At 45.5% G+C, this 25,419-nt stretch carries 21 protein-coding genes; 2 read left to right on the plus strand and 19 right to left on the minus strand.

Annotated elements, in window-relative coordinates; translation table 11 throughout:
• Positions 1 to 232: 232 nt before the first annotated feature.
• The 6 genes from D829_RS0110240 to D829_RS0110265 all read right to left on the minus strand — a co-directional run bounded on the left by D829_RS0110240 (position 233) and on the right by D829_RS0110265 (position 7,042).
• Positions 233 to 1,216 carry a sensor histidine kinase gene (locus tag D829_RS0110240; RefSeq protein WP_017688795.1) on the minus strand — a complete coding sequence of 328 codons (984 nt, stop codon included), beginning with the start codon at positions 1,214 to 1,216 and terminating at the stop codon, positions 233 to 235.
• Complete coding sequence (locus D829_RS0110245; RefSeq protein ID WP_017688796.1) at positions 1,213 to 1,917, minus strand: response regulator transcription factor; 705 nt, start codon at positions 1,915 to 1,917, stop codon at positions 1,213 to 1,215. The genes D829_RS0110240 and D829_RS0110245 overlap by 4 nt, the downstream gene beginning before the upstream one ends.
• A gap of 41 nt (positions 1,918 to 1,958) precedes the next feature.
• Positions 1,959 to 3,275, minus strand: coding sequence for a beta-N-acetylhexosaminidase (gene nagZ, locus D829_RS0110250; protein ID WP_241230757.1), 1,317 nt, complete (start codon positions 3,273 to 3,275; stop codon positions 1,959 to 1,961).
• 398 nt (positions 3,276 to 3,673) lie between these two features.
• A complete protein-coding gene (locus D829_RS0110255) occupies positions 3,674 to 4,777 on the minus strand; it encodes an NADH:flavin oxidoreductase (RefSeq protein WP_017688798.1) in 1,104 nt (367 codons plus the stop codon).
• Between the two features lie 546 nt (positions 4,778 to 5,323).
• On the minus strand, positions 5,324 to 5,857 hold the full coding sequence (locus tag D829_RS0110260; RefSeq protein WP_017688799.1) for a hypothetical protein: 534 nt from the start codon (positions 5,855 to 5,857) through the stop codon (positions 5,324 to 5,326).
• A gap of 135 nt (positions 5,858 to 5,992) precedes the next feature.
• Entirely contained in the window at positions 5,993 to 7,042 is a 1,050-nt protein-coding gene (locus D829_RS0110265; protein ID WP_017688800.1) for a 2,3-butanediol dehydrogenase, read from the minus strand.
• 386 nt (positions 7,043 to 7,428) lie between these two features.
• Here D829_RS0110265 and D829_RS0110270 point away from each other — a divergent pair, with 386 nt between their 5' ends.
• Positions 7,429 to 8,466, plus strand: coding sequence for a LacI family DNA-binding transcriptional regulator (locus D829_RS0110270; protein WP_017688801.1), 1,038 nt, complete (start codon positions 7,429 to 7,431; stop codon positions 8,464 to 8,466).
• Positions 8,467 to 8,643: 177 nt separating this feature from the next.
• On the opposite strand, the gene D829_RS0110275 is transcribed toward D829_RS0110270, so the two are convergent.
• Together D829_RS0110275 and D829_RS0110280 are read right to left on the minus strand one after the other, a co-directional pair.
• Positions 8,644 to 9,612, minus strand: a complete 969-nt coding sequence (locus tag D829_RS0110275) for a D-2-hydroxyacid dehydrogenase family protein (protein ID WP_017688802.1) — start codon at positions 9,610 to 9,612, stop codon at positions 8,644 to 8,646.
• 310 nt (positions 9,613 to 9,922) lie between these two features.
• Positions 9,923 to 10,504: a TetR/AcrR family transcriptional regulator gene (locus D829_RS0110280; protein WP_017688803.1), complete on the minus strand. Its 582-nt coding sequence runs from the start codon at positions 10,502 to 10,504 to the stop codon at positions 9,923 to 9,925.
• Between the two features lie 285 nt (positions 10,505 to 10,789).
• Between D829_RS0110280 and D829_RS0110285 the strand changes: the two genes are divergently transcribed.
• Positions 10,790 to 12,013, plus strand: coding sequence for an MFS transporter (locus D829_RS0110285; RefSeq protein ID WP_017688804.1), 1,224 nt, complete (start codon positions 10,790 to 10,792; stop codon positions 12,011 to 12,013).
• Position 12,014: 1 nt separating this feature from the next.
• Here D829_RS0110285 and D829_RS33685 read toward each other — a convergent pair whose 3' ends face one another.
• From D829_RS33685 to D829_RS0110340, 11 genes are all read right to left on the minus strand, one after another.
• Positions 12,015 to 12,176 carry a hypothetical protein gene (locus D829_RS33685; protein ID WP_155985038.1) on the minus strand — a complete coding sequence of 54 codons (162 nt, stop codon included), beginning with the start codon at positions 12,174 to 12,176 and terminating at the stop codon, positions 12,015 to 12,017.
• A gap of 32 nt (positions 12,177 to 12,208) precedes the next feature.
• The gene (locus D829_RS0110295; RefSeq protein WP_017688806.1) at positions 12,209 to 12,664 is read right to left on the minus strand and encodes an SRPBCC family protein; all 456 of its coding nucleotides are present in this window, start codon (positions 12,662 to 12,664) and stop codon (positions 12,209 to 12,211) included.
• A 161-nt stretch (positions 12,665 to 12,825) separates the two neighbouring features.
• Positions 12,826 to 13,911 carry an HD domain-containing phosphohydrolase gene (locus D829_RS0110300; protein WP_017688807.1) on the minus strand — a complete coding sequence of 362 codons (1,086 nt, stop codon included), beginning with the start codon at positions 13,909 to 13,911 and terminating at the stop codon, positions 12,826 to 12,828.
• Positions 13,912 to 14,194: 283 nt separating this feature from the next.
• On the minus strand, positions 14,195 to 16,030 hold the full coding sequence (locus tag D829_RS0110305; RefSeq protein ID WP_017688808.1) for a UbiD family decarboxylase: 1,836 nt from the start codon (positions 16,028 to 16,030) through the stop codon (positions 14,195 to 14,197).
• A gap of 215 nt (positions 16,031 to 16,245) precedes the next feature.
• On the minus strand, positions 16,246 to 17,577 hold the full coding sequence (locus tag D829_RS0110310; RefSeq protein WP_036660676.1) for a HAMP domain-containing sensor histidine kinase: 1,332 nt from the start codon (positions 17,575 to 17,577) through the stop codon (positions 16,246 to 16,248).
• Positions 17,578 to 17,579: 2 nt separating this feature from the next.
• Positions 17,580 to 18,248, minus strand: a complete 669-nt coding sequence (locus D829_RS0110315) for a response regulator transcription factor (protein ID WP_017688810.1) — start codon at positions 18,246 to 18,248, stop codon at positions 17,580 to 17,582.
• A 29-nt stretch (positions 18,249 to 18,277) separates the two neighbouring features.
• A complete protein-coding gene (locus D829_RS0110320; protein ID WP_017688811.1) occupies positions 18,278 to 20,242 on the minus strand; it encodes an ABC transporter ATP-binding protein/permease in 1,965 nt (654 codons plus the stop codon).
• A 195-nt stretch (positions 20,243 to 20,437) separates the two neighbouring features.
• Complete coding sequence (locus D829_RS30800; RefSeq protein WP_051153926.1) at positions 20,438 to 22,393, minus strand: S-layer homology domain-containing protein; 1,956 nt, start codon at positions 22,391 to 22,393, stop codon at positions 20,438 to 20,440.
• A 71-nt stretch (positions 22,394 to 22,464) separates the two neighbouring features.
• A complete protein-coding gene (locus tag D829_RS0110330) occupies positions 22,465 to 23,505 on the minus strand; it encodes a dockerin type I domain-containing protein (RefSeq protein WP_017688812.1) in 1,041 nt (346 codons plus the stop codon).
• Positions 23,506 to 23,697: 192 nt separating this feature from the next.
• On the minus strand, positions 23,698 to 24,990 hold the full coding sequence (locus D829_RS0110335) for an amidohydrolase (protein WP_017688813.1): 1,293 nt from the start codon (positions 24,988 to 24,990) through the stop codon (positions 23,698 to 23,700).
• A 78-nt stretch (positions 24,991 to 25,068) separates the two neighbouring features.
• Complete coding sequence (locus tag D829_RS0110340; RefSeq protein ID WP_017688814.1) at positions 25,069 to 25,362, minus strand: hypothetical protein; 294 nt, start codon at positions 25,360 to 25,362, stop codon at positions 25,069 to 25,071.
• Between the last annotated feature and the right edge of the window lie 57 nt (positions 25,363 to 25,419).

Below are 25,419 nucleotides of genomic sequence, written 5' to 3' on the forward strand. Positions count from 1 at the left end.
TACTCTTATGACTATAGTGTATCGAAGTTTCGGCCATTCTCCTATGGTTTAACCTTTCATCAACATGACAATGTTGTAAGGTTGCATCATGAAAATCAAAAAGACGCCTTCGCCCCGACAGGCAATAGACGTCTATACTTACACCTTACACTTACACTGTAATATATACTCCACTCATACTTCTTTAATAAAATACACACCTCATGTCCCAATCTTACCTTCAATCTGCACTTCAGGAGTTGAATGTAATTCGGACGGTCGTTCCTTCGCCGTACACGGATTCAAGATCAATCCGATGATTCATCCGTGTTAACACCTCTTTGGCAATATACAGCCCCATGCCTGTGGACTCTTTGAAATGTCGCCCGTTCTCCCCGGTGAAGAAAGGCTGGAATACCCGGTTTAGATCAGACTTCGGAATCCCGATGCCTTGATCCTGCACTTCCAGTATGATGGAGCGTTCGGCTTCATACGCACGCACATAGATCTTTTGCCCGCTGCCCGCGGAATATTTGATTGCATTGGACAGTAACTGTACCAAGACAAAACGAATCCACTTGGCATCGGATTGCACAACCAGCGCAGGATCTATATGTATCTCTGGATAGACGTGATTGCGAATAAAGAATCGCTTGAGCTCATGGATCGCTTCTTCCCCAGCGGTCTTCAGTATCACAGGTTCCACACTGAAATCCTGTTCGAAGGTATCCAACCGGGCCACATATAGCACAGTCTCCAAACCCCGCCTCATCTGGTCCGCTTCCTCCCGAATGCTTACGAGCCGAGGATCATCATCTTCCTGACCTTCCACGGTCAACTCAATGACGGATAACGGTGTCTTCATCTGATGTACCCACTGATTCATGAACGTTAGATATTCTTGCTGCCGCTGTTCCAGCCGATGCAGATGTGCGTGATACTGGCCGTATTGTGAATCCAGCAGCTTCTCCAGCGCCAGTGATAAAGGACTTGTTTCGTTTAAGGGTACAAATTCCTTCAGCGAATCCATCGATCGTGACATCCGGGTATAAAAGGAGCGATGTGAATAATAACGATACACCAAATATCCGATGTATAAAAATAATCCCAACGCTACGGCATAAGCAGCCGTGACCCAATCGTTGTAACCGTCATACCAGAATACTGCAACAACGGTGAACAAGATGGCAACAACCCAGCAAGTTAAAGCGAGATGTTCTCGTATAAACAATCTCATGATGGTGAAGAGGCCTTCCAGGTATTGTTCAATCGGTAACCAGAACCTCTGACCGTTTCCAGTGCATCCGTAATACCAAGCTCGGCTAATCGTTTACGCACCCGGGTAACGTTAACGCTGAGTGTATTGTCATCCACAAAAGAGTCATCCCACAGCTTCTCCAAGATTGTCTCTCTGCTCACAAGCTTTGGACTGCGGCGCAGTAACGTTTCCAGCAGAATCGTTTCCTTCTTCGTCAGCTGCGCTTTGCGATCACCAAGCTCAATCTCCAGTCTTTCCAAGTACACGACCAAGCCGTCCAGTTCCACCTTGCGTTCTTCGTCACGTGCAGCATAGTCCCCATATACCCGGCGCAGCTGACTTCGAATTTTCGCTATAACAATCTCATGCTCAAATGGCTTCGTGATATAATCATCCGCCCCGTTCTCCAGTGCCATGACCTGATCCATCTTCCCACTCCGCGCGGAGATAAACAAAATGGGACATGTGGACAGCGTACGAATCTGGCGGCACCAATAGAAACCATCGTAACTGGGCAAGTTGATATCCAGAAGTACCACATGTGGCTGTACCTGCTCAAACTGTTGTACAATCATCTCAAAATCCTCGACCAGAACGGCCCGGTCCCCGTAGCGCTCAATATGAGATTTCAATAACCCCGCAATCTTGGGATCGTCCTCTATTATCATAATGGTATACATTATTGGATCTCACCTCTGGCAAAATCATAACACAGGATTTATTATCGAGCATCGATTTGCTTACGCCAATCCACAATATCTGCATTCAATTGCTTCAGGTCTCCGGAAGCTTTCTGATCATCCGATAACTTGTATTGTTGCTTCAATGCCAGGATACGATATACACTTTTATCAATTCGGGACTCGGTGATCTTGCCTGACTTCACTGCACTTATTAGCGTATCAAAAATCGTCTTGGCACTCTCATAACTGTGAGCTACCAACAGAATGTCACTTCCTGCTTTAACCGTTGCTAGGGCTGCTTGATCCAACTTGAAGTTCTTCGCGATTGCACCCATACTCAGGTCATCTGTGATGACAACACCATCATAATTGAACTTCCCGCGCAAATGTTCACCAATAATGACATCCGATAAGGAGGCTGGATGATCCGGGTCAAGCTTCGGGAACAAAATGTGTGCAACCATGACCGCCTCTACCTGCTCCTTCACTGCGGCCTGGAACGGAATCCATTCAAGCTCGGCCAGTTGTTTTTCCGTTTTGTTCACAACAGGCAGATCAAGATGGGAGTCCACGGACGTATCACCATGACCCGGAAAATGCTTCACTACCGGAATAATGTCTTCACTACGTAGTCCCTTCATCTCTGCAATCCCCATACGTGACACCAGTTCTGCCGAGCTGCCGAATGAACGATCTCCAATCACCGGGTTCTTCGGGTTACTGTTCACATCCAGCACAGGAGCAAAGTCCACATTAAAACCCGCAAGCTGAACCTGTCTCGCCAACAATTCGCCCATCGTTTCAGCAAGCGCACTATCTTTTGTCTCGCCTACTTTTCTACTGGAAGGAATGGATTCTACCGTCTCCGGCATACGACTCACTTTGCCGCCCTCCTGATCCACACTCATGAAGATCGGTACCGGGTTGGACTGATTCGCTTCCTTGATGGACTTCACAAACTTGGCTGTTCCCTCGAGTGTTGATACATTGTTGGCATAGAAAATAATGCCCCCTACCTTTTGATTCGTAATCATCTGTTTGGCTTGATCATCCAACGTTGTCCCTTGAACACCGGCCAGTATCATCTGTCCAATCTTCTCTTCTAACGTTAATGAACTGAGCTGCTCCTGCACCGGATCGACTTCTTCTGGTACTTCTTCCTGCGGTGAAGCGGTATTCTGCTCCGGCGATGAGGAAGATTGCTCTGTGTTCGAGCCAGTGTTCGAGTCCGTTGCGGAGGAAGGTTTCTGTGCTTGGCCACATGCCGATAAAAGCAGAACGATCCCCAGCAGAAGACACAGCATATGCAGTGGTTTTCTCCATTTATTGTTCGAGGTGTACCTATAGTTGTACAAGGATATTCATCCTCCTTATGTAATGTCATCTTGGTAATTCAAAGGTTCAGGCCTAACCTTATCACAAGGTGAATGATTTTCAAAATGAGCGCTTCTGAGGATTGAATCGTTGTGCTGACATATATGCAGCGAAAAAAATGGTTGCTATAGAACCTGAAATATGGAACTAAATGGTGTTGTGACTACGCGCGTGCGGGGTGTATGGAAGTAATAAACAGGTGCAGCGGTGCAGAAAATGATTTTCTATTGTGAATTTTTCATATGTTGAAATTATTAGTATAGGTAGTTGAAAAAGCCGCCCAAAGGCGGCCTATTTGTTCGTTTTTGTTTCATTTTTCGTTGTAAATCGTCGCCGTTCGGCGTTGGTTCACCTTTCACCAAACGTTCTTAGGCTTCTATTAATGGAGTGTTTGCAACACTTCCGTTGTAAATGGAATGATTTCGGATATGCGACCTTCACGAACTTTGGCAGGCCATTCGGGATCACTAAGCAGAACACGCCCCAAGGCGATCAAGTCAAATTCATTGTTCTCCAACTTCTCATTTAATAGATCCAAATGGGCATCCCCTGTTCCCTGGTTCTCGGTTGCTCTGTCTACAAATTCAGCTTCAAGACCTACCGATCCAACTGAAATAGCTGGTTTACCGGTTATTTTTTGCGTCCAACCCGCAAGATTCAGCTCAGATCCTTCGAATTCCGGTAACCAGAACCGGCGTGTAGAGCAATGGAATATATCCACGCCAGCAGCACTAAGTGGGGCCAGGAATTGCTCCAATTGTTCTGGCGTCTCCACCAGACGTGCCTCATAATTCCCCATCTTCCATTGGGAGAACCGGAGCACAATCGGGAAATCAGGACCAACCGCTGCACGACAAGCTTCAATCACTTCAACCGCAAATTGGGTTCGCCGTACCAAGTCACCACCATAATTGTCGGTCCGTCGATTCGTCTGCTCCCAGAAGAATTGGTCAATCAGGTATCCATGGGCTCCATGCAGTTCAATGCCGTCAAACCCGATTCGCTGTGCATCCGCTGCCGCTTGAGCATATGCCTGTACAAGACCTTGAATCTCCTCTTCCGTTAATGGTTCACGTGATGGTTCACCTGCCATGCTAACCCCTGACGGACTTACAGGCTCAGCTTCTGCGTTAGGCAAATCACCGGAACGACGTGCTGTACCCACATGCCACAATTGTGGCATGATTTTGCCATCCGCTTCATGTACTGCTTTCACTACATTAGCCCATCCTTGCAACGAATGTTCACCATGGAATAATGGAATACTCGCTCCACTAACCGAAGATGGATGATTAATGCCTGTACCTTCCGTTATGATGAGCCCCACTCCACCTGCTGCTCTGCGACGGTAATATTCAGCAACTTCTGGTCCAGGTACGCCCTCTGGTGAGAATCCGCGAGTCATGGGTGCCATAACGATTCGATTAGACAATGTTAGCTTGTCCGAGGTGAACGGTTTGAATAATGCTGAAGGTACGTTCATAGTACATTTCTCCTTTGCAATTGGAAGTGTGGAACTCCGCATCCACATGAAATGCGACATGCTTTTGTATATTGTAACACGTGTAATCCAGTTGACTGGTTTAGGATTATTTCTCTATCCATTTTATAGTTTCTTAATTTTATTTTCAAATTTTCGAAGTTGGGCGTTCAAACTTACCGGTCACCAATAATGTGGATGTATCATAGTATATAATCCATAATCTTCCTTCCAATTTAATTAGCATTCACGGGGATATCACTGCGATTCACTCGAAGCAATTTCCCTGATGAAGTTGATAACACATCCGGATCGGTACCCAGACCGAAGTAGAAGTCACCCTTGTTCTCTTCAAATGACTTGGCATAGGTGTCCTGGTTAAAACGTAAAATCTCATTCCATGTTGGCAGGTCAGTGGATTGGTAGACCCGATTGATATACAGATTGGCGCTTTGGCATCCGGGAGATTAACTCGCCTTGCCTGATTGATGTCGGTCATGACATTTAAGGATTTGGGCAGCACCTGCCCATCATTGAACACGCCCCCGGCTATACCTCTCCATCCAAACGGTAGAAGTTGCCCAGTTCCCATTTCTCACTATCTGAATCATTGCTAGGGATATATAACTTGTCGTTCAGTACTCTGTAAATGTAAATCTGTTCCTCATCCACATACATCTTCGTTGATGGCAAAATGCCCGGGTTGCTGTTAGTCACCGACTGGGTTTTAAATTTTGTATTCGCTGTATCATAATAAATGACTGGAATAGGACCTGAATTTGGAGCTACGCCCAGATTGCTAATGTTCCCGTGGCCCAAATATATCTTGCCGTTGTACAGTTGCATGTCCCAGACGTTATTAGCATATGGTGTTTTGGTAAAAGGTCTGCCTAGCAGTTCGATCTTCGACGTTACATCGGCTGAACTGATCGGTGCATTCGACACCTTGGCAAGCCCACGTTCCGTCGCAGGGGGTTGACTCGTTGACGTGGTGTTTTTTGGCTTGGAGTTCCCCATTAGCATCCAGCTCACTCCAGCGACGATGGTCAAAATCATCGCTGTCCATTTCGCATGTCTCTGCATGTCCGCTTCCTCCTTCATCGTTTCACAATATTTACCTTCACACCAAGATGATACAAATTCCGCCCGATCTATACAAAAAAAAGTAGACAATCACATCATTGATGTGTTGTCTACTCGCTCTTACTGCCTATGGTTCTATTCTGCTTTTACCAAAATCTTAACCTGATTTTTCTCTTTCAACAGTGCTTCAAATCCATGCTCTACCACTTCATCCAACGAAATTCGTTTGGTCACCAGCTTGTCAGCCGGGAAGAAACCTTTATCCATCAGACTGATCACCGCCGGGAAGACATCGCGATAACCGATAATGCCATTGACCGTACGCTCTTTCATGACAATCGAGTTCGGGTGAATGGGTGCTTCCTGTTCAAAAATACTGACGATCATCAACTCTCCACCAATACGTGTTGAATCGATGGCTTGTTGCAGGACACGTGGAACACCGGTTACTTCATAGGCTACGTTAACGCCACCTTGTGTACGTTGATGGATCTCTTCCACGACATTAAACTGCATTGGATCAATCACAATGGCACCGAGTTCTTCGGCTTTTGCTTTCCGTTCATCCGATAACTCCACCACATAAATATCCGATGCTCCCGAAGCTTTAAGTGCTTCAATGACCAGTAGCCCGATTGGGCCTGCTCCAAACACAGCTGCCGTATCTCCCACTTTCAGCTTGCTTTGGCGCACAGCGTGAAGTGCTACAGCTGAAGGTTCAACCAACGCACCTTGCTCATACGAGATTGAATCCGGAATGGCATGTACCATGTTTTCTGCAGCAGTTACATACTCGGAGAATCCTCCTCCGCCTCCAGCGAGTCCAAGGAAACCCATCTGATCGCACAGATTGTATCTGCCCTGTTTACAAGCTTCGCAGTGTCCACATGCATAAATGGGTTCTACCACAACACGATCGCCTGCCTTGAAACGTGTAACACCTTCCCCTACTTCAACCACCTGTCCTGAGAATTCATGTCCCATAACTATAGGCGCTTGTTCCCCTGTTAGCGGATGCGGTGCTTGAGCGGGAATGAAGATTGGACCTGCTGTGTACTCGTGCAAATCACTGCCGCAGATACCGCACCATTCCACTTTTATTTTGACCTTTCCTTCTTCAGGCTGAGGTTCATTAATATTTTCGAGACGTAAATCTTTGACTCCATGCCAACGTAATGCTTTCATCCATTTCATCTCCCAGATCATAATTTGTGATATAATCGGAAACGTTTCCGTAAATTAAATATGTCACATTTTAGATACGCTGTCAAACATATTTCTCCACTAATATGTCTATTTCGTGATCATATCGAGTTCACTTTAGAATGCTTATACTTTAATTCAAGTTTTCTTAGCAGCGTCCCAAAGGATATAATCCATGTTATTAAGATATATCACGGTAAATAATATTGTAGACTAAATGAAATATAATCATACCTCGGCATTAATCTGGTCCATTCACGGGATACTTCATGGCTCAAATGTTATAATCAAGTTATATAACTATCGTGAAGTTCATACATATTCCTAATAATTCGGAATCGTTTCCGATAAAGTGAGGTAACCGTACATTGAGGAAAGAACAGAAACTTACGATTAAGGACGTTGCAGAGCGTGCTGGCGTGGGCATCGCTACCGTATCCCGAGCCATCAACAATTCAGAAGGCATAAGTAGTAAAACACGAGATAAAGTGATGCAGGCCATTGAAGAACTGGGGTTTGTACCCAACACCTCGGCACAGAGTCTGAAAATCCGGCAAACGCACCAGATCGCGCTCGTGGTCCCCGACATACGTAACGCCATCATTCCGGAAATCTCCTGGTCTGTAGAGCAAACGGCGAAGCAGCATGGGTACCATGTCGTGCAGATCAATACGGCAGGCAATGCCAGAACAGAGTTGGAAACCATTCGTAATGTCAAAAAATTGCATGTGGACGGACTGATCTTCATGCCTCTGGCGTACCCCAAAACGTTACCCGGACTGATTGATAAGGCGCCGCTCCCTATCTCCATGATTAATTACGGCAAGAAACTGGAACCGGGTATGAAAGCGGATATCGTCTCTCTGTCTCAACCTGAAGGCAAATTGGTAATGGAACATCTGTTCAAGATCGGTCGAACTCGAATTGCATATGCAGGAGCACCCAAGGACATTATTGAAGAACGCTTCCGTGCTTATGAGCAAGCCGTAGGCCATGTGGATATTTCTCTCGTATACTTTGGCGAGGACTTTTCATTAAATACGGGTGCCAATGCTGCAGATTATTTCTACGGACTTACGCATATGCCAGATGCCGTCTATGCCATTAATGATATGGTTGCCATCGGATTGGTTAATCGGTTCAAGGAGTTAGGGGTTCGTGTACCTGAAGATGTGGCTGTTGTGGGTGTGGATAACAATCAATGGACGACCGTCACGTCTCCTCAGATTAGTTCCGTCTCCATAATGGGCGAAGAAGTTGCCAGACTTGCTACCGAGCTGTTGTTAAAACGAATTCGGGAGATGAATACGACCGATTACGAACACATCCAGTTTGAACCACGCTTAATCGTTCGTGAATCAAGCGTAGCCATGATTCATTCTTCCCAGCGAGGACCACACAGTTAAGTTTGGTGAGGGGGATGGGTCAGCAGGATAGGATGTATTTTACATCCATCCCTTCATTTGTTTTCTACACAGATATACTAAAAAGGTGTTGCTCAGGTCTAACTCTTTCCTGGCAGCACCTTATTTGTCGTTGATTCTATATAACTATAGCAGAGTCATACTCCGCATACGTTCATTCTAAGAAAGCAGTTGCCTGATCGGTGTTCCCTTCAGGAACATCGCTATATTCTCTACGGTATGATTATAATAGATCTCATAATTGCCACGAGTCACATAACCCAGATGCGGTGTTGCCAGGACGTTGGGCAATGTTCGCATCACATGGTTAACTGGTAGCGGTTCCTGCTCATATACATCCAGGCCTGCACCAGCAATCACACCACTCTGCAATGCCTCCACCATAGCTTCCTGATCGACAATGCCCGCTCGGGACGTATTGATGAGTAGCGCACTCGATTTCATTAGTTGAAATTCGGCTTGTCCGATCAGATTCCGCGTACGATCACTTAACACCAGATGAATGGATACGATGTCGCTCTCTGCAAGCAATTGCTCCTTGGTCTCGGACCAGATGACACCATGTTTTTCGGCTTTCTCTTGTGTCAGATTCTCGCTCCAGGCCATCACATTCATGCCAAATGCTTGTGCGATCTCAGCCATGCGAGTACCTATCTTGCCCAAACCAAGCAATCCAAGTGTTCTCCCATGCAGATCCAATCCTACTGTGCTCTGCCAGTTTCGATTGGAGCGAAGTGCATTATTTTCCGTAACCAGTTGTCTGGAGAGCCCCAGAATCAGTGCCCATGTAAGCTCCGTCGGCGGATTAGAGCTTCCCCCGGTTCCACACACAATGATGCCGTTCTTCTCTGCAGCCTTGAGATCTATCGATGCATTGCGCATACCACTTGTAATCAGAAGTTTGAGATTAGGGAGCTGCGAAATGACCTTCTCCGGAAACGGTGTACGTTCCCGCATCAGGACCACAATATCGAAATCCTGCAATTCCTGAATGACTTTTTCTTCCGAGCCCATATAGTTGTTGAATGTCTGAATCTCCACCTGATCCATCAACGGACCCCAGTCCGCCGACGTCAGCGCAACGTACTGATAGTCATCCAATACGGCACAGCGCAACTTCGTATTCATTTCTGATCTCCTCCTATATCTGCTCAATTCTTGTCTATATAAATTAAACTAAAGAATATTTACACTAGTCACTCCAATGACAGAACAACCTTCTGATCGCTGTTATCCCCAGATTTTCTTCGATTCCTTTTTATAAAGGAAAAATCCGGGGATAAGCTTATGCTTCCGATGTAGCTTTCTTCCAGAAAGCTTTTAGGCGAACGCTGCGCTTCCTCAGCTTATTTCTGTCCTCTCCGTTTTGTGTAAATGTTAAGTTCAATTTATATATAATGTAGCAACTCCGCATCACTTTAAACAGAATAAATCCCAATTACTGTAACAAAGACAGCGTAACCTGGATGCTTTGCTCTACAAACAAGCGGTCCGGTCCTGATTTCATCAGTACAGTCAGTCCAATCATGGATACAACCAGAGACTGTGCGACCGCACTCGCGTTCATGTCAGTAGACAATTCCCCGCTCTGTTGCCCTCGTTCTATCGTTTCTTTGAAAAGAACACCCAGGTACATCTGATGCTCCCGTGTAAGGACAGCGAATTTGGGATCATGTGGAGCCAGCTCAACCATCGTATTAATGCAAAAACAGCCGTGACTAGGCTCGGTCACACTGCCCTCTGCTCCAATATGTTCAAACAATCCACGAAAGGCTTCCCGCACGGAGGAGCCCTGTTGAAGTCTGGCTCTGACTTGGGCCGCATGCTGAGTGGTATACCTGCGAAGTGCTGTTTCGAATAATTCCTTTTTATCACCAAAAGCCGCGTACAGACTGGGACGTTGTATGCCCATTGCGGTCGTCAAGTCATTTAAAGATGCCGCTTCGAACCCTTTGTCCCAAAACGTATGCATCGCTGCATCGAGTGCTTTATCCGTATCAAATTCCCGTTGTCTAACCATACAATTCACCTCTTTATGTATCGATCAGTATTTATTATATTGTAATCTCACTCTTATTACAAAGTCAAAACCTAATAACCGGAAAGGAGTTTTTAACTATAAATGAATCGAAAAATCTGGAATAAAAGCGATCGTATGGTTATTTTATCGTCGTATTCTCTGGGTAAATAATCTTCAGTTTAACCCTCACCCAATTCTCTGTTGACAGAATTCACGCAAATAAAGTATGGTTATCCCGAAACATAACATACCAATCAGTACAGAATAGAAAGGTGACATCCATTTATGCAAACTTCTTCTCCAGATGCACAATTATTATCCAATAAGGATCGTCCTGCCATGTCACGGTTAGTTGCTCTTCTCTTTGCCGTGTGCAGCGGACTTGCGGTCGCCAATATCTATTATGCTCAGCCTTTGCTGGACTCCATCGCTCAAGAATTCAGCCTCTCTCCATCGTCTATAGGGATTGTCATCACAGTGACTCAAATATGTTATGCCTTGGGGCTGTTCCTTCTTGTTCCGCTTGGTGACCTCTTAAATCGCCGCAAGCTGATCATCATTCAAATGCTCTTATCCGTGCTTGCACTGGTTCTCGTAGGAACTGCACAATCCAGCTCACTTTTATTCACGGGCATGGCTGTCGTTGGTTTATTAGCCGTCATTACGCAAACGCTCGTTGCCTTTGCTGCACACTTGGCAGCCCCTTCCGAACGTGGTCGCATTGTCGGGCAGGTAACCAGCGGAATCGTCATTGGCATTTTACTTGCACGAACGGTTGCAGGTACGCTGAACGATTGGTTCGGGTGGAGATCGGTATATCTCTTCTCTGCCAGCCTTACATTACTCGGAATTGTCGTCTTATTTTTTGTTCTCCCAAGGCAACAATCCCCACAAGTGAAACAAAGCTACTTCCAATTACTCGGTTCCGTCTTGCAACTGTACCGTGAGTTGCATGTGTTACGAGTACGAGGTGTGCTGGCCATGCTGATTTTTACAGCCTTCAGCATCTTATGGACTTCTATGGTACTGCCACTAAGTAGCCCTCCACTGTCCCTGTCTCATACAGTCATAGGTGTATTCGGTCTCGCAGGAGCGGCGGGAGCATTGGCTGCTGCCCGTGCAGGTAAACTTGCCGACCGGGGCCTTGGGCAGAAAACAACCGGTGTCGCCCTTGTCATTCTGCTCTTGTCCTGGCTGCCCATCGGTTATGTCCATCATTCTCTCTGGTTTCTGATCCTGGGCGTTATCCTGCTCGATCTCGCCGTGCAGGCCGTACATGTTACCAACCAGAGCCTGATCTACGAAGTTCGCCCCGAAGCACAGAGCCGCCTGACGGCAGCTTATATGATCTTTTATTCCATCGGCAGTGCGATTGGCTCCATCATTTCTACCCAAGTGTATGCATGGGCGGGCTGGACTGCCGTATGCTGGTTAGGTGCTGGCGTTAGTGCAGCAGCCCTTGTGTTCTGGATGATCGATCGTTATATGCATCGGAACTTCGATCGTTGAATTAGTCCAGTTTATTCCACACTACAATAAAGAGGGTTGCTAACGGACCAAATAACAGGGAAATCAGAAACCAGTTCCGACCACTTCTGTTTTTTCCCTGTGCCAGTCCGGCATTAATCAAGGCAAGGGTGCCCCAACCTACAAAATATTCATTATCCATCAAACGTCTTCTCTCCTCTATCCATTCAATTCTGGCTACTGCTCAAGCATATCTTTGAGCTTACGATTGCGACTTTCCAGAAATGCCTGCATGTATCTCTTCAGCACAAGTCGTTCCGTTACCCATCCCAGCAATCCAAGTGGAGCTTCGAATCGAAGTGTGTCTCTCATGCAAGTCATCTGATCCCCAATTTCGCTGAAATGATGTTCATGTCGCATGCTCTTGAAAGCCCCTTTCTCCATCTGATCCACAAAAAGTAAAGGTCGTTCAAACTGCACGATCCGGGACTTCAGCTTCTGTCTGACACCAAAATGAGTAGCCTGAAATGTAACTGTACCCCCTGCTCCAATTCTTCCTGTGGTTACTCCTGCAACTGCTCGCTCTCTCGTATGTTGCCAGACGGTCTGAGTATGTATATCAATATCCCGGGCATAGTCAAAGCACCGTTCAATCGAGGCATGTATCGTAATCTCGGTTGTCACTTCAATCATGGTGATCGCTCCTTGGCAGGAAAAATAAGGTCTTTACAAAGTATACGCTTGCTTCCTTGGCCGAACAACACATCTAGGATGATATAACAAAAAACGGGTCCCCTGTCTTAGTACAGGAGGCCCGTTCTCAATATAAGTAAGGAATACAAATCATATTTAGATTAAATAAGCAATTCATCAATGGCAAGCGTACGCTCTTTGGAGAGATCGCGATATTCTTCGGACTCCACTTTGATGAGTGGTTTGAAAATATCAGACGTATTGTTCATGACAATAACACCTTTTTCTCCATTGCTGAGCAGTACCTGTTTCCCGATGAAATTAGGAAGCAAATGTTGCATCAATGCCTGAACCGGTTTTTCATTCAATTTACCAAATCCCATTCCATAGATATCTCTAAGGTTGTTGATCAGATTTGGATTGCTTCCTCCGTGATTCCCTGATCTCATGCCTATATAAATATCCGCTACAGATACAATCTGTGTATATGGATGAATTTCACTTTTCTCAAGTTGCATCGGATAACCCGACCCATCTTCCCGCTCGTGATGCTGTAGAGCAACCAGTGCTGTCGCTTCATCCGTCATGGAATTTTTGATAATTTCATGACCATATATGGTGTGACGCTGCATTTCAAGCTGCTCATCAGCCGTCAACGGTTCTGTTTTGTTCCGAATCCGGTGGGATACTTTGCACTTTCCAATGTCATGCAGGTAACCACCGCGACTAATCTGATAACTCTCCTTCTGAGAATAACCAAGCCAATTCGCGAGGTAGAATGACAACAATCCTACCTGGATTGAATGTGTATAGTTATTGACGTCATCCCGCTCCAGCATCATCAGGAGATGAACGACATCTTTCTGCTCATCCAGTCCCTCAACCATCGGTTGCAGTGCATCATCCACCATGGTGGCGTTGAACTTGCCAACGGTCAGAGCTTCGAGAAAAGCATTTTGATAATTATGTACAGTCTGAATAAATTGGGACTTCAGCTCTTCTTCAGGCGGTTCTTCCTTCGTACTTATCCCGGAAGCATGCTTGGCGGCTGCAGCAAAAAATTCTGCTTCAGTGATTTCCTCCTCGCGTGATTCAATATCTACATAATCTACACGGTGCTGCATAAGCAAGGTGATATCCTCACCTTTGATCACAGTTCCCTTCCCGAGAACGTGTAATCCTGCATCGCTGAATGTATCCGCAGTTAGACGGTCTCCGTCTTGCAGGTTCATAATATGGATTCTCAAATCGGTATTCCCCCTGAACAATTCATTATAGTAACAGCACCCAACGGAACGGGGCCACAAAAATACCTATACTTCTTTATATCGTTATAATTCTTCATTTCATACATAGTTCAAACGACCTTAATCACAATGGTAAATACGAAAGCCTAAGACTTTATCCTCACTCCAATATCCAAATTAGTCCCGGTTTTAAACTTTTACACACTTTTGTGCCTCATTGCCGTATCAGAGTAAACCAAAGAAGTTCAAACGCTCCGTTTGAACTTCTTCAAAACATCTCAAATTAGATTTTGATCGAACCCAGACTAGCACCTTTAACAAAAAATCGTTCAATGCTCTTCTCGACCGAAGCATCGGGAATCAGCGGCGGTGCCTGATGGGGTTTGGTACGTGCATCAATAATCACCTGATCACAGCCCCAATGCTTGTGGTCATATCCGCCATTAACCCCGTACATGTCATGTGAAGGGTTGCTGCGAGTAAAGGTTGCCCATAAGAAGTTGCTGAGGTTAGCACTCAGGAACGAACTGTCGTCACATAGAATGATCATCGGACACGAGTCCAGACCTCCTTGTTCTTTCAATAGAGACGTGAATGCTTGCATTTCCTGTGCTGTATCCGCATAACTCGTGAAGGCCGATGTCTGGATTGAAACGATACCCGGCATGATGAGCTGCGGATTCTCATAACCACGAATGTTTTCCAAAGACTCTGGCACTTCCGAACACAGCTCCCGAATCTTGTCGCCATAGGCTGCAAAAACAACTTTGCTACCGCTGTTCAGCCCTGTACCCGAGTAATCCAATGTATCAATCGTCGTATGGGTATGGAAATGAATATCCCGCTGCATATTCATGCGCTCTAAAATATAGGTCAGAAATTCAACTTCCTTATGGGTGTCCAAAGGCTGTTGATCCTCAGCAGTAATAAACAGATACTTCGCCAGACTGAGCTGACCCGTACCCAAAATACGATTGGCAATCGTAAGCAACTCTGTCGGCTGCTTCACCGCCTGATACGGCGTGTAACGTTCACTACCAATGGCGAACAGCAATGGATGGACCCCTGCCGCATCGACCGCATGCACTTCTTTGACACCTGGAATCTCCTGTTTGATCGCGTCTCCTGTAATCTCATGAATCAAATCACCAAAAGCCGTATCCTCTTGCGGTGGACGACCTACAACCGTAAACGGCCATATAGCATTCGGTTTGGCATAGACTTTATGCACACGCATTAGCGGGAATTCATGTGTCAGACTGTAATAACCCAGATGATCACCGAACGGACCTTCGGGTTTTGTCTCGCCTGGATAGATATCACCCGTGATGACAAAATCGGCATCATTGCTAATACAATACCCGTCCTTGTAACTGTACCGGAAGCGACGTCCGGCGAGCAAACCGGCAAATGTCATCTCACTAAGTCCTTCAGGTAAAGGCATAACCGCTGAAAGTGTATGTGCAGGTGGACCCCCAATGAAAATACTCACTTTTAGTGGTTCTCCCTTTTTCACCGCTTTGGCTTGATGTATACCGATTCCGCGATGAATCTGATAGTGTAATCCAATTTCCTTGTTCATTTCAAAATCATTGCCATCCAGTTGAACCCGGTACATCCCCAAGTTTGAATTCATGATTCCTGGTTTGTCCGGATCTTCCGAATAAACCTGTGGTAGCGTCACAAATGCCCCACCGTCCATAGGCCAGTGTTTGATGAGCGGCAGATCCGAGATTTGAATCTCTTGCGCGGACACCGGCAGGCTAATAGACTTCTGTTTTGGCAGTGCCTGCCATGCAGCTAGACCTGTTTGGACGTGCTGAAATGGCGTCTTAAGCGCCTTCATGGGATCGTCACGAACTGCCATGACCCGTTGTACGCCTTCCAGCGTACCGCGGAACATGAACTTGCTTCGTTCCACCGTGCCAAACAGATTCGACACAGCCTGGAACTTTGAGCCTTTTACATTTTCGAATAACAACGCCGGGCCTTTAGCCTCGTGCACTTTCATGTGGATCGCTGCCATCTCCAGATGAGGATCAACCTCTTCTTTAACCCGAATCAAATGACCGTGCTGCTCCAGATCGTTAATACAATCTTCCATATTGCGATATTTCATTGGATGGCTCCATTCTGTGTATGATAAATTGATTAAGTTCATAGATTCACATAACGTCTCTTCTATTTTATCAAATGATCCACTGCTAAACAAAACTATATGTGAAATTTTGTCGCGAATAGAGATATCAAAAAAGCAATATGGCAGCAATCTGAATCCTGAACGCACAGGGACTGATTGTTTCCATATTGCTGCTCTCTATTTTCTGACTTGCCTTAAGATATAATGGTCGATCTGGGGATCGTGACAATAAACTGCGTACCTTTCCCTACTTCGCTCTCTACATCAATTGTACATTGATGCAATTTCAAGATTTTAATGACAATGGACAACCCTAATCCATTACCTCGAAGCGAACTGCTCCGCGCTTTGTCCACCATGTAGAATCGATCAAAGATATACGGGAGAGCTTCCTCAGGTATTCCTTGTCCAGAATCTCTAATCAATACCTTCACGAATGAAGGTGACGTCTCAATTTCGACATGAATGATACCTTTAGGACCGGTGTATTTGATCGCATTGTTTATTAAATTCTGCCAGACCTGATCAAACAAATCTTTGTCCACTGTGATCTCACAGGGCAACAAGTCCAACTCGATTTGTATGTCCTTCTGCGCCCACTGCGGCTCCGCCAGTAAGATCGCCCTTCTTAATTGTTCATCTACCTGGAACGTGGTGAAATGAACCGGATGATGCTCCGAATCCAGCGAAGCTAGCCGAAGCAGATTATCACTGAGCCTCGATAAGCGCAGCGTTTCCTCATAGATAATATCCAGATGCTCTTTCTGCTCTTCTAATGGAATAACACCATCTTGTAGTGCTCTGGTAAACCCTCTGATCGATGTGAGCGGAGACTGCATTTCATGAGAGACGTTGCTGACAAAGTCATCACGAACCGAATCGATTTTTTGCAACTCACTGGCCATATGATTAAAGCTCTCCATCAGTTCCCCAAACTCATCCTGATTATTATGTTTCAAGCGGACCGACAGGTCACCTGATGACATCTCTTTCGCTGCAAACGTTAATCTCTTAATCGGTTTCACAATGTACCCGGACATGAACAGGATTAATAAGCTACCAATGACCAGAACCGTTAACAGTGAGGTTAAGAGCGTGTTTCGCAGTGTATGAAAAAGAGAGGTGAAATCACTTTGAATCAGAAATGTGCCAATCCCCTCGTTTGTTCCGGGAACACCTATGGTCGCAATTCCATCTTTACTGGACATAAACATTGCATCGGTTGTACCCGTTTCAAATAACGAATGAACTTTGTCCTCTGGCAAGGAAGATAACACTTCACTTTGTTCATTCACAGGAGTGATATTTAAGCCGTAGCGAGCAAAAATATCCAAGCTTGATTTCACTTTTTCCGGATCATCGATCAGGTTAATCAGTGTAGCGAGATCTTGAGCAAAAGTAACCATAAAACGATTTGGTGTCTTTTCTTGGGACCCGTTATTTATCATAAAGGAGAGAATTAAACTCACCAGAACAATCCCGATAAACGTAGCTACGATGCGAATTCGCAGGCTTTTCCTAAACATTTTCATGCCCGCTCCAGCCGATAACCGAGTCCTCTTATCGTTGAGATCACTAGCTCAGGTACAGGCTCAAGACGTTCCCTTAACCGTTTGATATGTACATCAACTGTACGCTCATCTCCTTCGTAATCGATGCCCCATATGTCATCTATAAGCTGTGTACGTGTGAATATTTTCCCTGGCGAACTCGCCAGAGAAAATAACAATTCACATTCCTTCTTTTTCAATTCGATAGTTTGTCCATCCGAAACAACCATCAGATTGCCCAAATCAATCGTTACACCGCTGATCTGAATCATGTTTGATGAACTTTTGTTATATCGTTTCAGTAACGATTTTACACGCAAGATTAACTCCACAGGATCAAACGGTTTAACCAGGTAATCGTCTGACCCGGCATTAAATCCTCTGACTTTGTCCTTAGATTCTCCCTTGGCTGTCACCATCAGGATTGGAATATCCAGATAAGACCGAATATCTTCCGTTAGTTCAATACCGTCTATTCGCGGCATCATCACATCCACAATCGCCAGATCAACTTTCGTATGCGAGAGGATATCTAACGCGTCTTGACCGTCTGGCGCTTCCAGCACGGAAAATTGATTCTTTTCAAGATAGATTCGGATTAATTTGCGGATATGGGAATCATCGTCCACCACCAGAATTGTGTTCATGCAGCCATTATCCTTTCCAAAATTGATATTTATTCGTATCGCAAGGATTCCATCGGGTCCAGCTTCGCCGCTTTTGATGATGGCATCAAACCGGCCACAATACTAATCGCTGTACTTACTACGATACCAAACAAGATATAATATCCCGAGAGATTAATGAGTTTGGCTCCAAACGCATTGTCCAAAAGAATGTTTAATACATAACTAATGATCACTGCAAAGATTACCGCAATAATACCACTAAATACGCCTAATAAGGCAGATTCGGAGAAGAATATTCGCTTGATATCTTTCTTTCTTGCTCCAATCGCCCGAAGAATTCCGATCTCCTTTGTCCGTTCCACGACACTAATATAGAGTACTACCAGTATCATAATACCGGATACGATCAACGAAATACCTGCAATACCCGCAAGTACAATGGAAGCCATACTTACATATGTCGTGATATTTTCCATGACCTTGGCCATCTGGGAACCTGCGAAGCCAGCATCAACAGCAGCTTCATTGATATCATTTACATATTTCATATCGGTTGCATAGGCGTTAACCTGAATCGGCCCGATTGTTATTCCTTTGTCTGTATACATTTGCTCCAACGTCTCTGATGAAATGTATCCAGGCGATTGTTGCATGGGAGATCGTTGATCTGCGGCTTCATAGATCCCTGAGATCGTTACTTCTTTCTCCAACGTTACTGGTTTATTATTGCCATCCATCTCGTTGATATATAAAAACACGGACTTGCCGATCATGGATTCAGCTTGGTCATTTCCGCTTAATTGTTTCGCCGTATCGAGGGGTAACAACATCTCATTTTCTGCCGGCAGAACACCCGTTGTTATCAATGCTGGATCAAAAGCATCCGTTAACGTTGTTAACTGCGTGAGTCCTACACTTTGTTTTTCATTCACCATAGTCGATTGGCCTGTAATGGTCGTAATTGTCTCTACATGATCTACATTAGGGAAATTTCGGATCGTCTCGATATCAGCTTCGGTGAACGGTTCACCTGGGGCCATCAAAGCTTCCGGGCCTTGCATATCCTTGGCTTCTTCACTCGGCTTTGTTATATCCACGAGCAAAGGGTCCATACTTGAATTGATTTCGTCATTCATATACGTCGTTATTCCATTCCCCAAGGAGAGCATTAGGAGTACACTTAATATACCTATAGATCCACCCAATGCTACCAGTACATTACGCTTGCCGTTGAGTTTCATATTTTTGAGTGCCATCTTGAATGAAGCAAGCAAGCTCAGGCTCCGGGAAGAATCCTGACCACTCTCGTAAACAGCCGTAGAAGGATCTTTCAGGTGAATATCGTCACTAATGCGCCCCTCTTCAACCTTCACAATACGTGTACCAGAGTCAGCGACTTTCTGCGAGTGAGTTACGGCAATCACCAGCATTCCCTTTTTGGCTATACTGTCGAGCAGAGCGAGGATTTGATCTCCGTTTTCCCTATCCAGAGCACCCGTCGGTTCATCAGCCAAAATAATATCGGGATTGTTGGACAACGCACGTGCGATGGAAACCCGTTGCTTCTGCCCCCCGGATAACTGGTTGGGACGTTTGTTCAGATGATCTTTCAGTCCAACCTCTGTTAATATATCAACGGCACGTTGGTTCCGCTCCTTCTCATTGGTATCCGTCATTTGCATCGCAATCGTCACATTTTCGAGGACAGACAGATGCGGGATCAGATTGAAATTTTGAAAGACAAAGCCGATATTATTCTTCCGATAATCATCCATTTCCTTCTCTGTCATGGCACTTAAGTTCTTGCCACGAACAACAACGTCCCCTTCATAGTCGGAGTCCATACCACCAATGATATTCATCAGTGTCGACTTACCACAGCCAGATTCGCCGAGGATGGAGACAAATTCCCCTGTCTCAAAACTTAAGTTCAAACCGTGGAGTACCGGAACTCTTTCTTTTCCATATAACGTGTATGATTTCTTCACATTTTTAACTTCTAATATTTTCATATGAATCTCTTCCTCTCCTGATCATGCACAATATCTATCTATTTGATGCTCATATCGTAACAAATCAGTATGAACTGATAATGAACTGGACCATTGCACCTATAAGAGGTTGTTCAAAAGAACTATATACAAAAAAACACCTACAGCTTGCTTGAAATATATCATTTCAAGTAAGTGTAGGTGTCCAACATTTGATTAGATTAATCCGGCTTTTGCCAGCAGCCTTTTCACAATCGCCGCCGATTGAGCACGACTAATATCTGCATCTGTCATCAGCTTGCCATCAGCACCTTGTACCAGCTCTTGTTTAATCGCCGATGCAACCGGCTCAGCTGCCCATGCCTGTACTTTAGCGCTATCGCTATATGTACTCAGCAGACTTGTTGTCTCTGACGCATCTGCCTGTGCCAGACCGACCAGTTTCATCGCACGTGACACAATGGTCAGCGCTTCAGCACGAGAAATTTCGTTGTTCGGACGGAAGCTGTCGTCAGCATAACCTGAGATCAGGCCGTAGGACACAGCCGTCTGAACCTCATCCTCATACCAGCTGCCTGTCTTCACATCCGTGAATGATGCTGTTTCTGTGCTAATCGGGGAGTGCAGACCCAAACCTCTTAACAAAACAGCCGTAAACTCTGCCCGCGTAATACTCCGGTCCGGCGCAAATACGTTCTCACCAGTACCTTGTACGATCAGACGGGATGCCAGATCCTGTACGTCATCACGACTCCAGTGACTTGATACATCGCTGAATGTTGCCGGATGATAGATCAGCGCATAAGTGCTGTTCGTCAAGCTGTTAATAATAGCAGAATCTTGCCCGTTACCTTTGATAACCTTGGTCGGTACATGCAGAAGGCTGCCATCCGGCTGAAGCACAACTCCTGTCGTGATCTTTGAACCATCGACACCCTCTGGCAAAGTAATAGAGCGCTCTACATAAGAGTTGAAACGATCCACATTGACTTGTTGTCCATTCCAGATGGCTTTTACTTCAAAATCAACCGGAGTTGCAACCACCGTAGTGTTCTCCAGCTTGTCCGCTGCGGCCTGAATTGCTGTTTGTTTAGATGTGGCACTAGGCACAATAGCGATTTGGATTGTGATATCTTCCAATGGAACCGTGCTTCCGAATTGGTTCAGAACATGATCTACCTGAATCTGATTAGCTGGAAGTGTGTACGTACCGCTGTCAGTCTGAATAACAACTTCGGCATTACTACCTTCCATCGTTTTGACAAGTTTGCCGTTCAGTTCACCAACGACCGCGCCCTTGCCAGTGCCTGTAATCGGCAGCAGTAACGTTCTTAGTCCACTTCCAATCTGATTGATGACTTTGTCATTATCCACACGAACAGTGGTGGTAACCTGATTGTTTACCGTTGATGTGGTAGCCGTCGCTGATTGTTCCTGCTTCTGTCCGTTCACATAGATGTCTACACCTTTGGTTACCGCCGGAGTGGATGGAACTGGGGTAACGACTGGTGAAGTTGGTGATATACTTCCTCCTCCTCCACCCGAAGAGTTACCAGGATTCGGTGTAGGTGTCGAGCCAGAATTGTCGCCACCTGAGTTTGCTGCTGTAATTGTGATTGTTCCACCGGACAATTCAGTGTAGTTTTCATAATCTACGTTTGTGAAACTCCAATGTTCTGCATCCTCACGATTAACCGTGAGTCTTTTCGTTCCTGCAGCCGCATTATTTTTGGCTTTGACCTCAATATCAAACAGTTGCTGTTCCACAGGTACTGGATGATCACCTGCAGTGAAATCTGCCCAGATGATCCGTACCCAGCCAGCTTTATTATCAATCTTGTACTGGAAGTTTGCTTCATTGTTTTCCACTATGGATGGAAAATTGCTACCGACATATTTAGGCGTGATACGTACGATCTCCAGTGCAGACGAATCATAATCAATCTGCATATTATACGCGGTAACTGCGCTGTAATCGGGTTGTTTTAACGTCACAGGAACATGAACGCTTTGACCAGCTTGTACACTGACATCCGTAAACTGTACCCGCGAAGGTTCCATCGGCTCTGCTCCTGCTACACTCGGTAATACGAGTGACGAGAGTAACGTCAGTGCGATCAGACCTGACATTGTTTTTCTGATTCTTGGACGTTTCTTTTTCGGTTGAAACATGTAATAACCTCCATAGTCTGTATTCTTTGTAGATGGCACTGATGAACGTGATTTTTATCCCATACTTAAGATCAAGGGGGTGGTGGAGGTCCTTCAACAGCTTGTTTGCCAACAATTGTTACTGTTCTTCCTCGGAATTGCTCATCAGAAGTAGATTGAGGTGTGATTTCAAGGAAAAGGTATTTTCCCAAGTCGCTCGCAGTAATAGTGTACTCAGAGCTTGTTGCTCCCACGATCTCTGTCTTATCTGCTCCCGTTGCATCAGAACCCTGGTACCATTGATACAGCGTCGTATTAGGGTAATCACCATCTGCGTCAAAGTATTCGACTGTACTGGTTATCTTGACCCCGGTCTTCATCTCACCGATTAGTTGAGCATTCAATGCATACGGTGCATCGTCCACTTGCTTAAATGTCAATACATAACGGTTATCCTTGGCACCAAGCGTTGTATCCGCATAGCCTTCCAGCAAAGCCTGAGGATCAGACCAAAAAACTTCTCCGTCACGGTCGATATCCATCCGATTCATCTCAACAGCAGAATAGGAACTGCGGTTCAATTCGTTACGAAGATGTTTCAATAGCGCTGCTGCATCCGAAGAATTCACTTTGCCATCATTATTCACATCGCCTTGTTTACTGATGAACAGCTGGATGTTATCCGTAACTGTAGTCTGTGATGCAATGTGATTGGCTGTTATCGTAATAGTGACAGCACCGGATGAATAGGGAATAACCACCAATTTATTATTTGCATCTACATATACTTCAGCAACATTACCATTATTAGCATCATATGAATAAGCCTTAATCGTATCGAATTTCTCGGATGGAAAATGATTGCTTAAATCAATTAACACCGTTTTATCCGAGGCTTCAATTGAAGTCAAAGGCCTTATCGAATGAAAATCCGGATCTTCTGATGATTGGTTAAGCCAGTGAATATACTCACTAAGTACAGGTCGTGAAATAATGATATCTGAGCCAGCCGCTCCCGCATTGACCTGAGGAAGCATTCCACCTATAGGCAACGCAATGCCCAGCCCGAGCGCAGTCAACATGCTTTTTTTCAATATCGGCTTAAGCCGTTTTTTGTTTTGTTTCCCCTTCAATTCATGTTCCTCCTCGTATACATTTCAAATTTGAACAACTACATGCTCAGTATAACGAGTCATTCTGAACCGATTCTGAACAGGACCATGGAACTATTCCCAGTTGTAATTCGACAAAAAACGCCATGGAGTAAGCTTCCATAGCGTTTTGAGCACAAATATTTTTCCAGTTTGGATCAAAATCACCTAAAATTAAATTCCTTCAACAATCCTTTTGGCTCTAACCTTCACCTCACGGTAAAGTTCATCCTCATCAATCGTTAACAGCTTCCTGCCTTGCATGAGGATCTGACCATTCACAATCGTGGTGTCCACGTCCGCCCCATTTACGCTGTAAGCCAGTAGCGATTCTACTTCATGTACCGGTTGAAGATGTGGTTTCGCCAGATCGATCAGGATCAGATCAGCTTTGTGCCCCACCTCAAGGATACCCACCTCATTTTGTAGACCCAGCAGACTAGCACTTCCGCGTGTAGCCATGCTTAGTACGTCCTTGGCTGGCAAGCGAGTGGGATCACCATAGTCCAGCTTTTGCAGCCAGGTCGCGGCTTTGATCTCCTCGAACATATCCACAGTGGTGGCACTTCCCGCTCCATCCGTTCCGATTCCCACGTTAATTCCCTGGGCCAACATCTCGGTAATTGGAGCAATTCCACACCCCAACTTCAGATTGCTGACCGGATTATGTGCTACACCGCCACGCATGCCCTTCAATCTGCCGATGTCTCTTCGATTAAGGTGTACACCATGCGCAAGCAGTACATGTGCCTGTTCGAACATCCCCGCCTCTTCCAAATACTCTGTCGGCGTCATGCCATAGCGCTCACGAATTTTCATGACTTCTTCCTTCGTTTCAGCCAGATGAATGTGCAGAGGAATATCCTCAGTGACAGCTAGAGCAATGACTTCACGGAGCGGCTCCACGGGACAGGTGTAGGGTGAGTGCGGTCCATACATGGTTGTAATCCGTCCCTCGGCCGCTCCAGACCAGCGCTCTACAAGATCGATTGCCTCCTGCAACCTGCGTCCACCATCATCCTCCAGGAATACCATCCCGCGTGTAAGCGATGCCCGCATACCCGTTTGCTTAACCGCTTCTGCAATCTCATTCATATGGATATACATATCCGCAAAGGCAGTGGTACCCGAACGGATCATCTCGGCGATGGATAACTTGGCACCCCAATAGATGTCTTCCGGGTTCATCCGCGCTTCGGCAGGCAGCATTTTACGTTCGAGCCAGTCCATTAGCTTCAGATCATCCGAGAATCCCCGGAGCAGGCTCATCGGTGTATGTTGGTGGGCATTAATCAGTCCTGGCATGGCAACCTTATTGCGACCATCGATAATCTCATCTTGAGGTTGAGGCAAAATGTGTTCAGCAATCTGCGTAATGCGATCGCCCTCAACACGAATATCCCCCGTGAAGGGGGCATCAGTATCTTTCATCGTTAGAATGGTCGCTTGCTGAATCAATATGCTCATGTTATTCACGGCTCCTCTGGATTGGTTATCGTTCCTTCCATATCCGAGGGTAAGCCTTCACGTAACGGTAAGGTCAAGTCATTTTAATTTTTGGATCGTCATCTTTCTGAAACTTTGTATAAAGGGCTTGGGATCGATTTCGACCATGTATGGATACACGCCTGTACTTGTGTGCAGATAGAAAAATCCACCTTCATCGCCCATTCGTCGAAATGACATGTCAAACACTTCCGTGATATTGAACTCGCGGTATTTGGTCACGATTTTATCTGAATACAGAATCATGGAACGGGCATTCATCTCAATCTCTTGGGCGAGACCCGTCACTTCTCTCAGTACTTTGTAATAAGGTAATACAGCAACGCAGTTCATGATCTCCCCCCATTCATGCCATGATTATTGTTCCATCATAGCAGATCGGAGGGTCCC

This window comes from Paenibacillus sp. PAMC 26794 (assembly GCF_000316035.1).
Lineage (GTDB): Bacteria > Bacillota > Bacilli > Paenibacillales > Paenibacillaceae > Paenibacillus.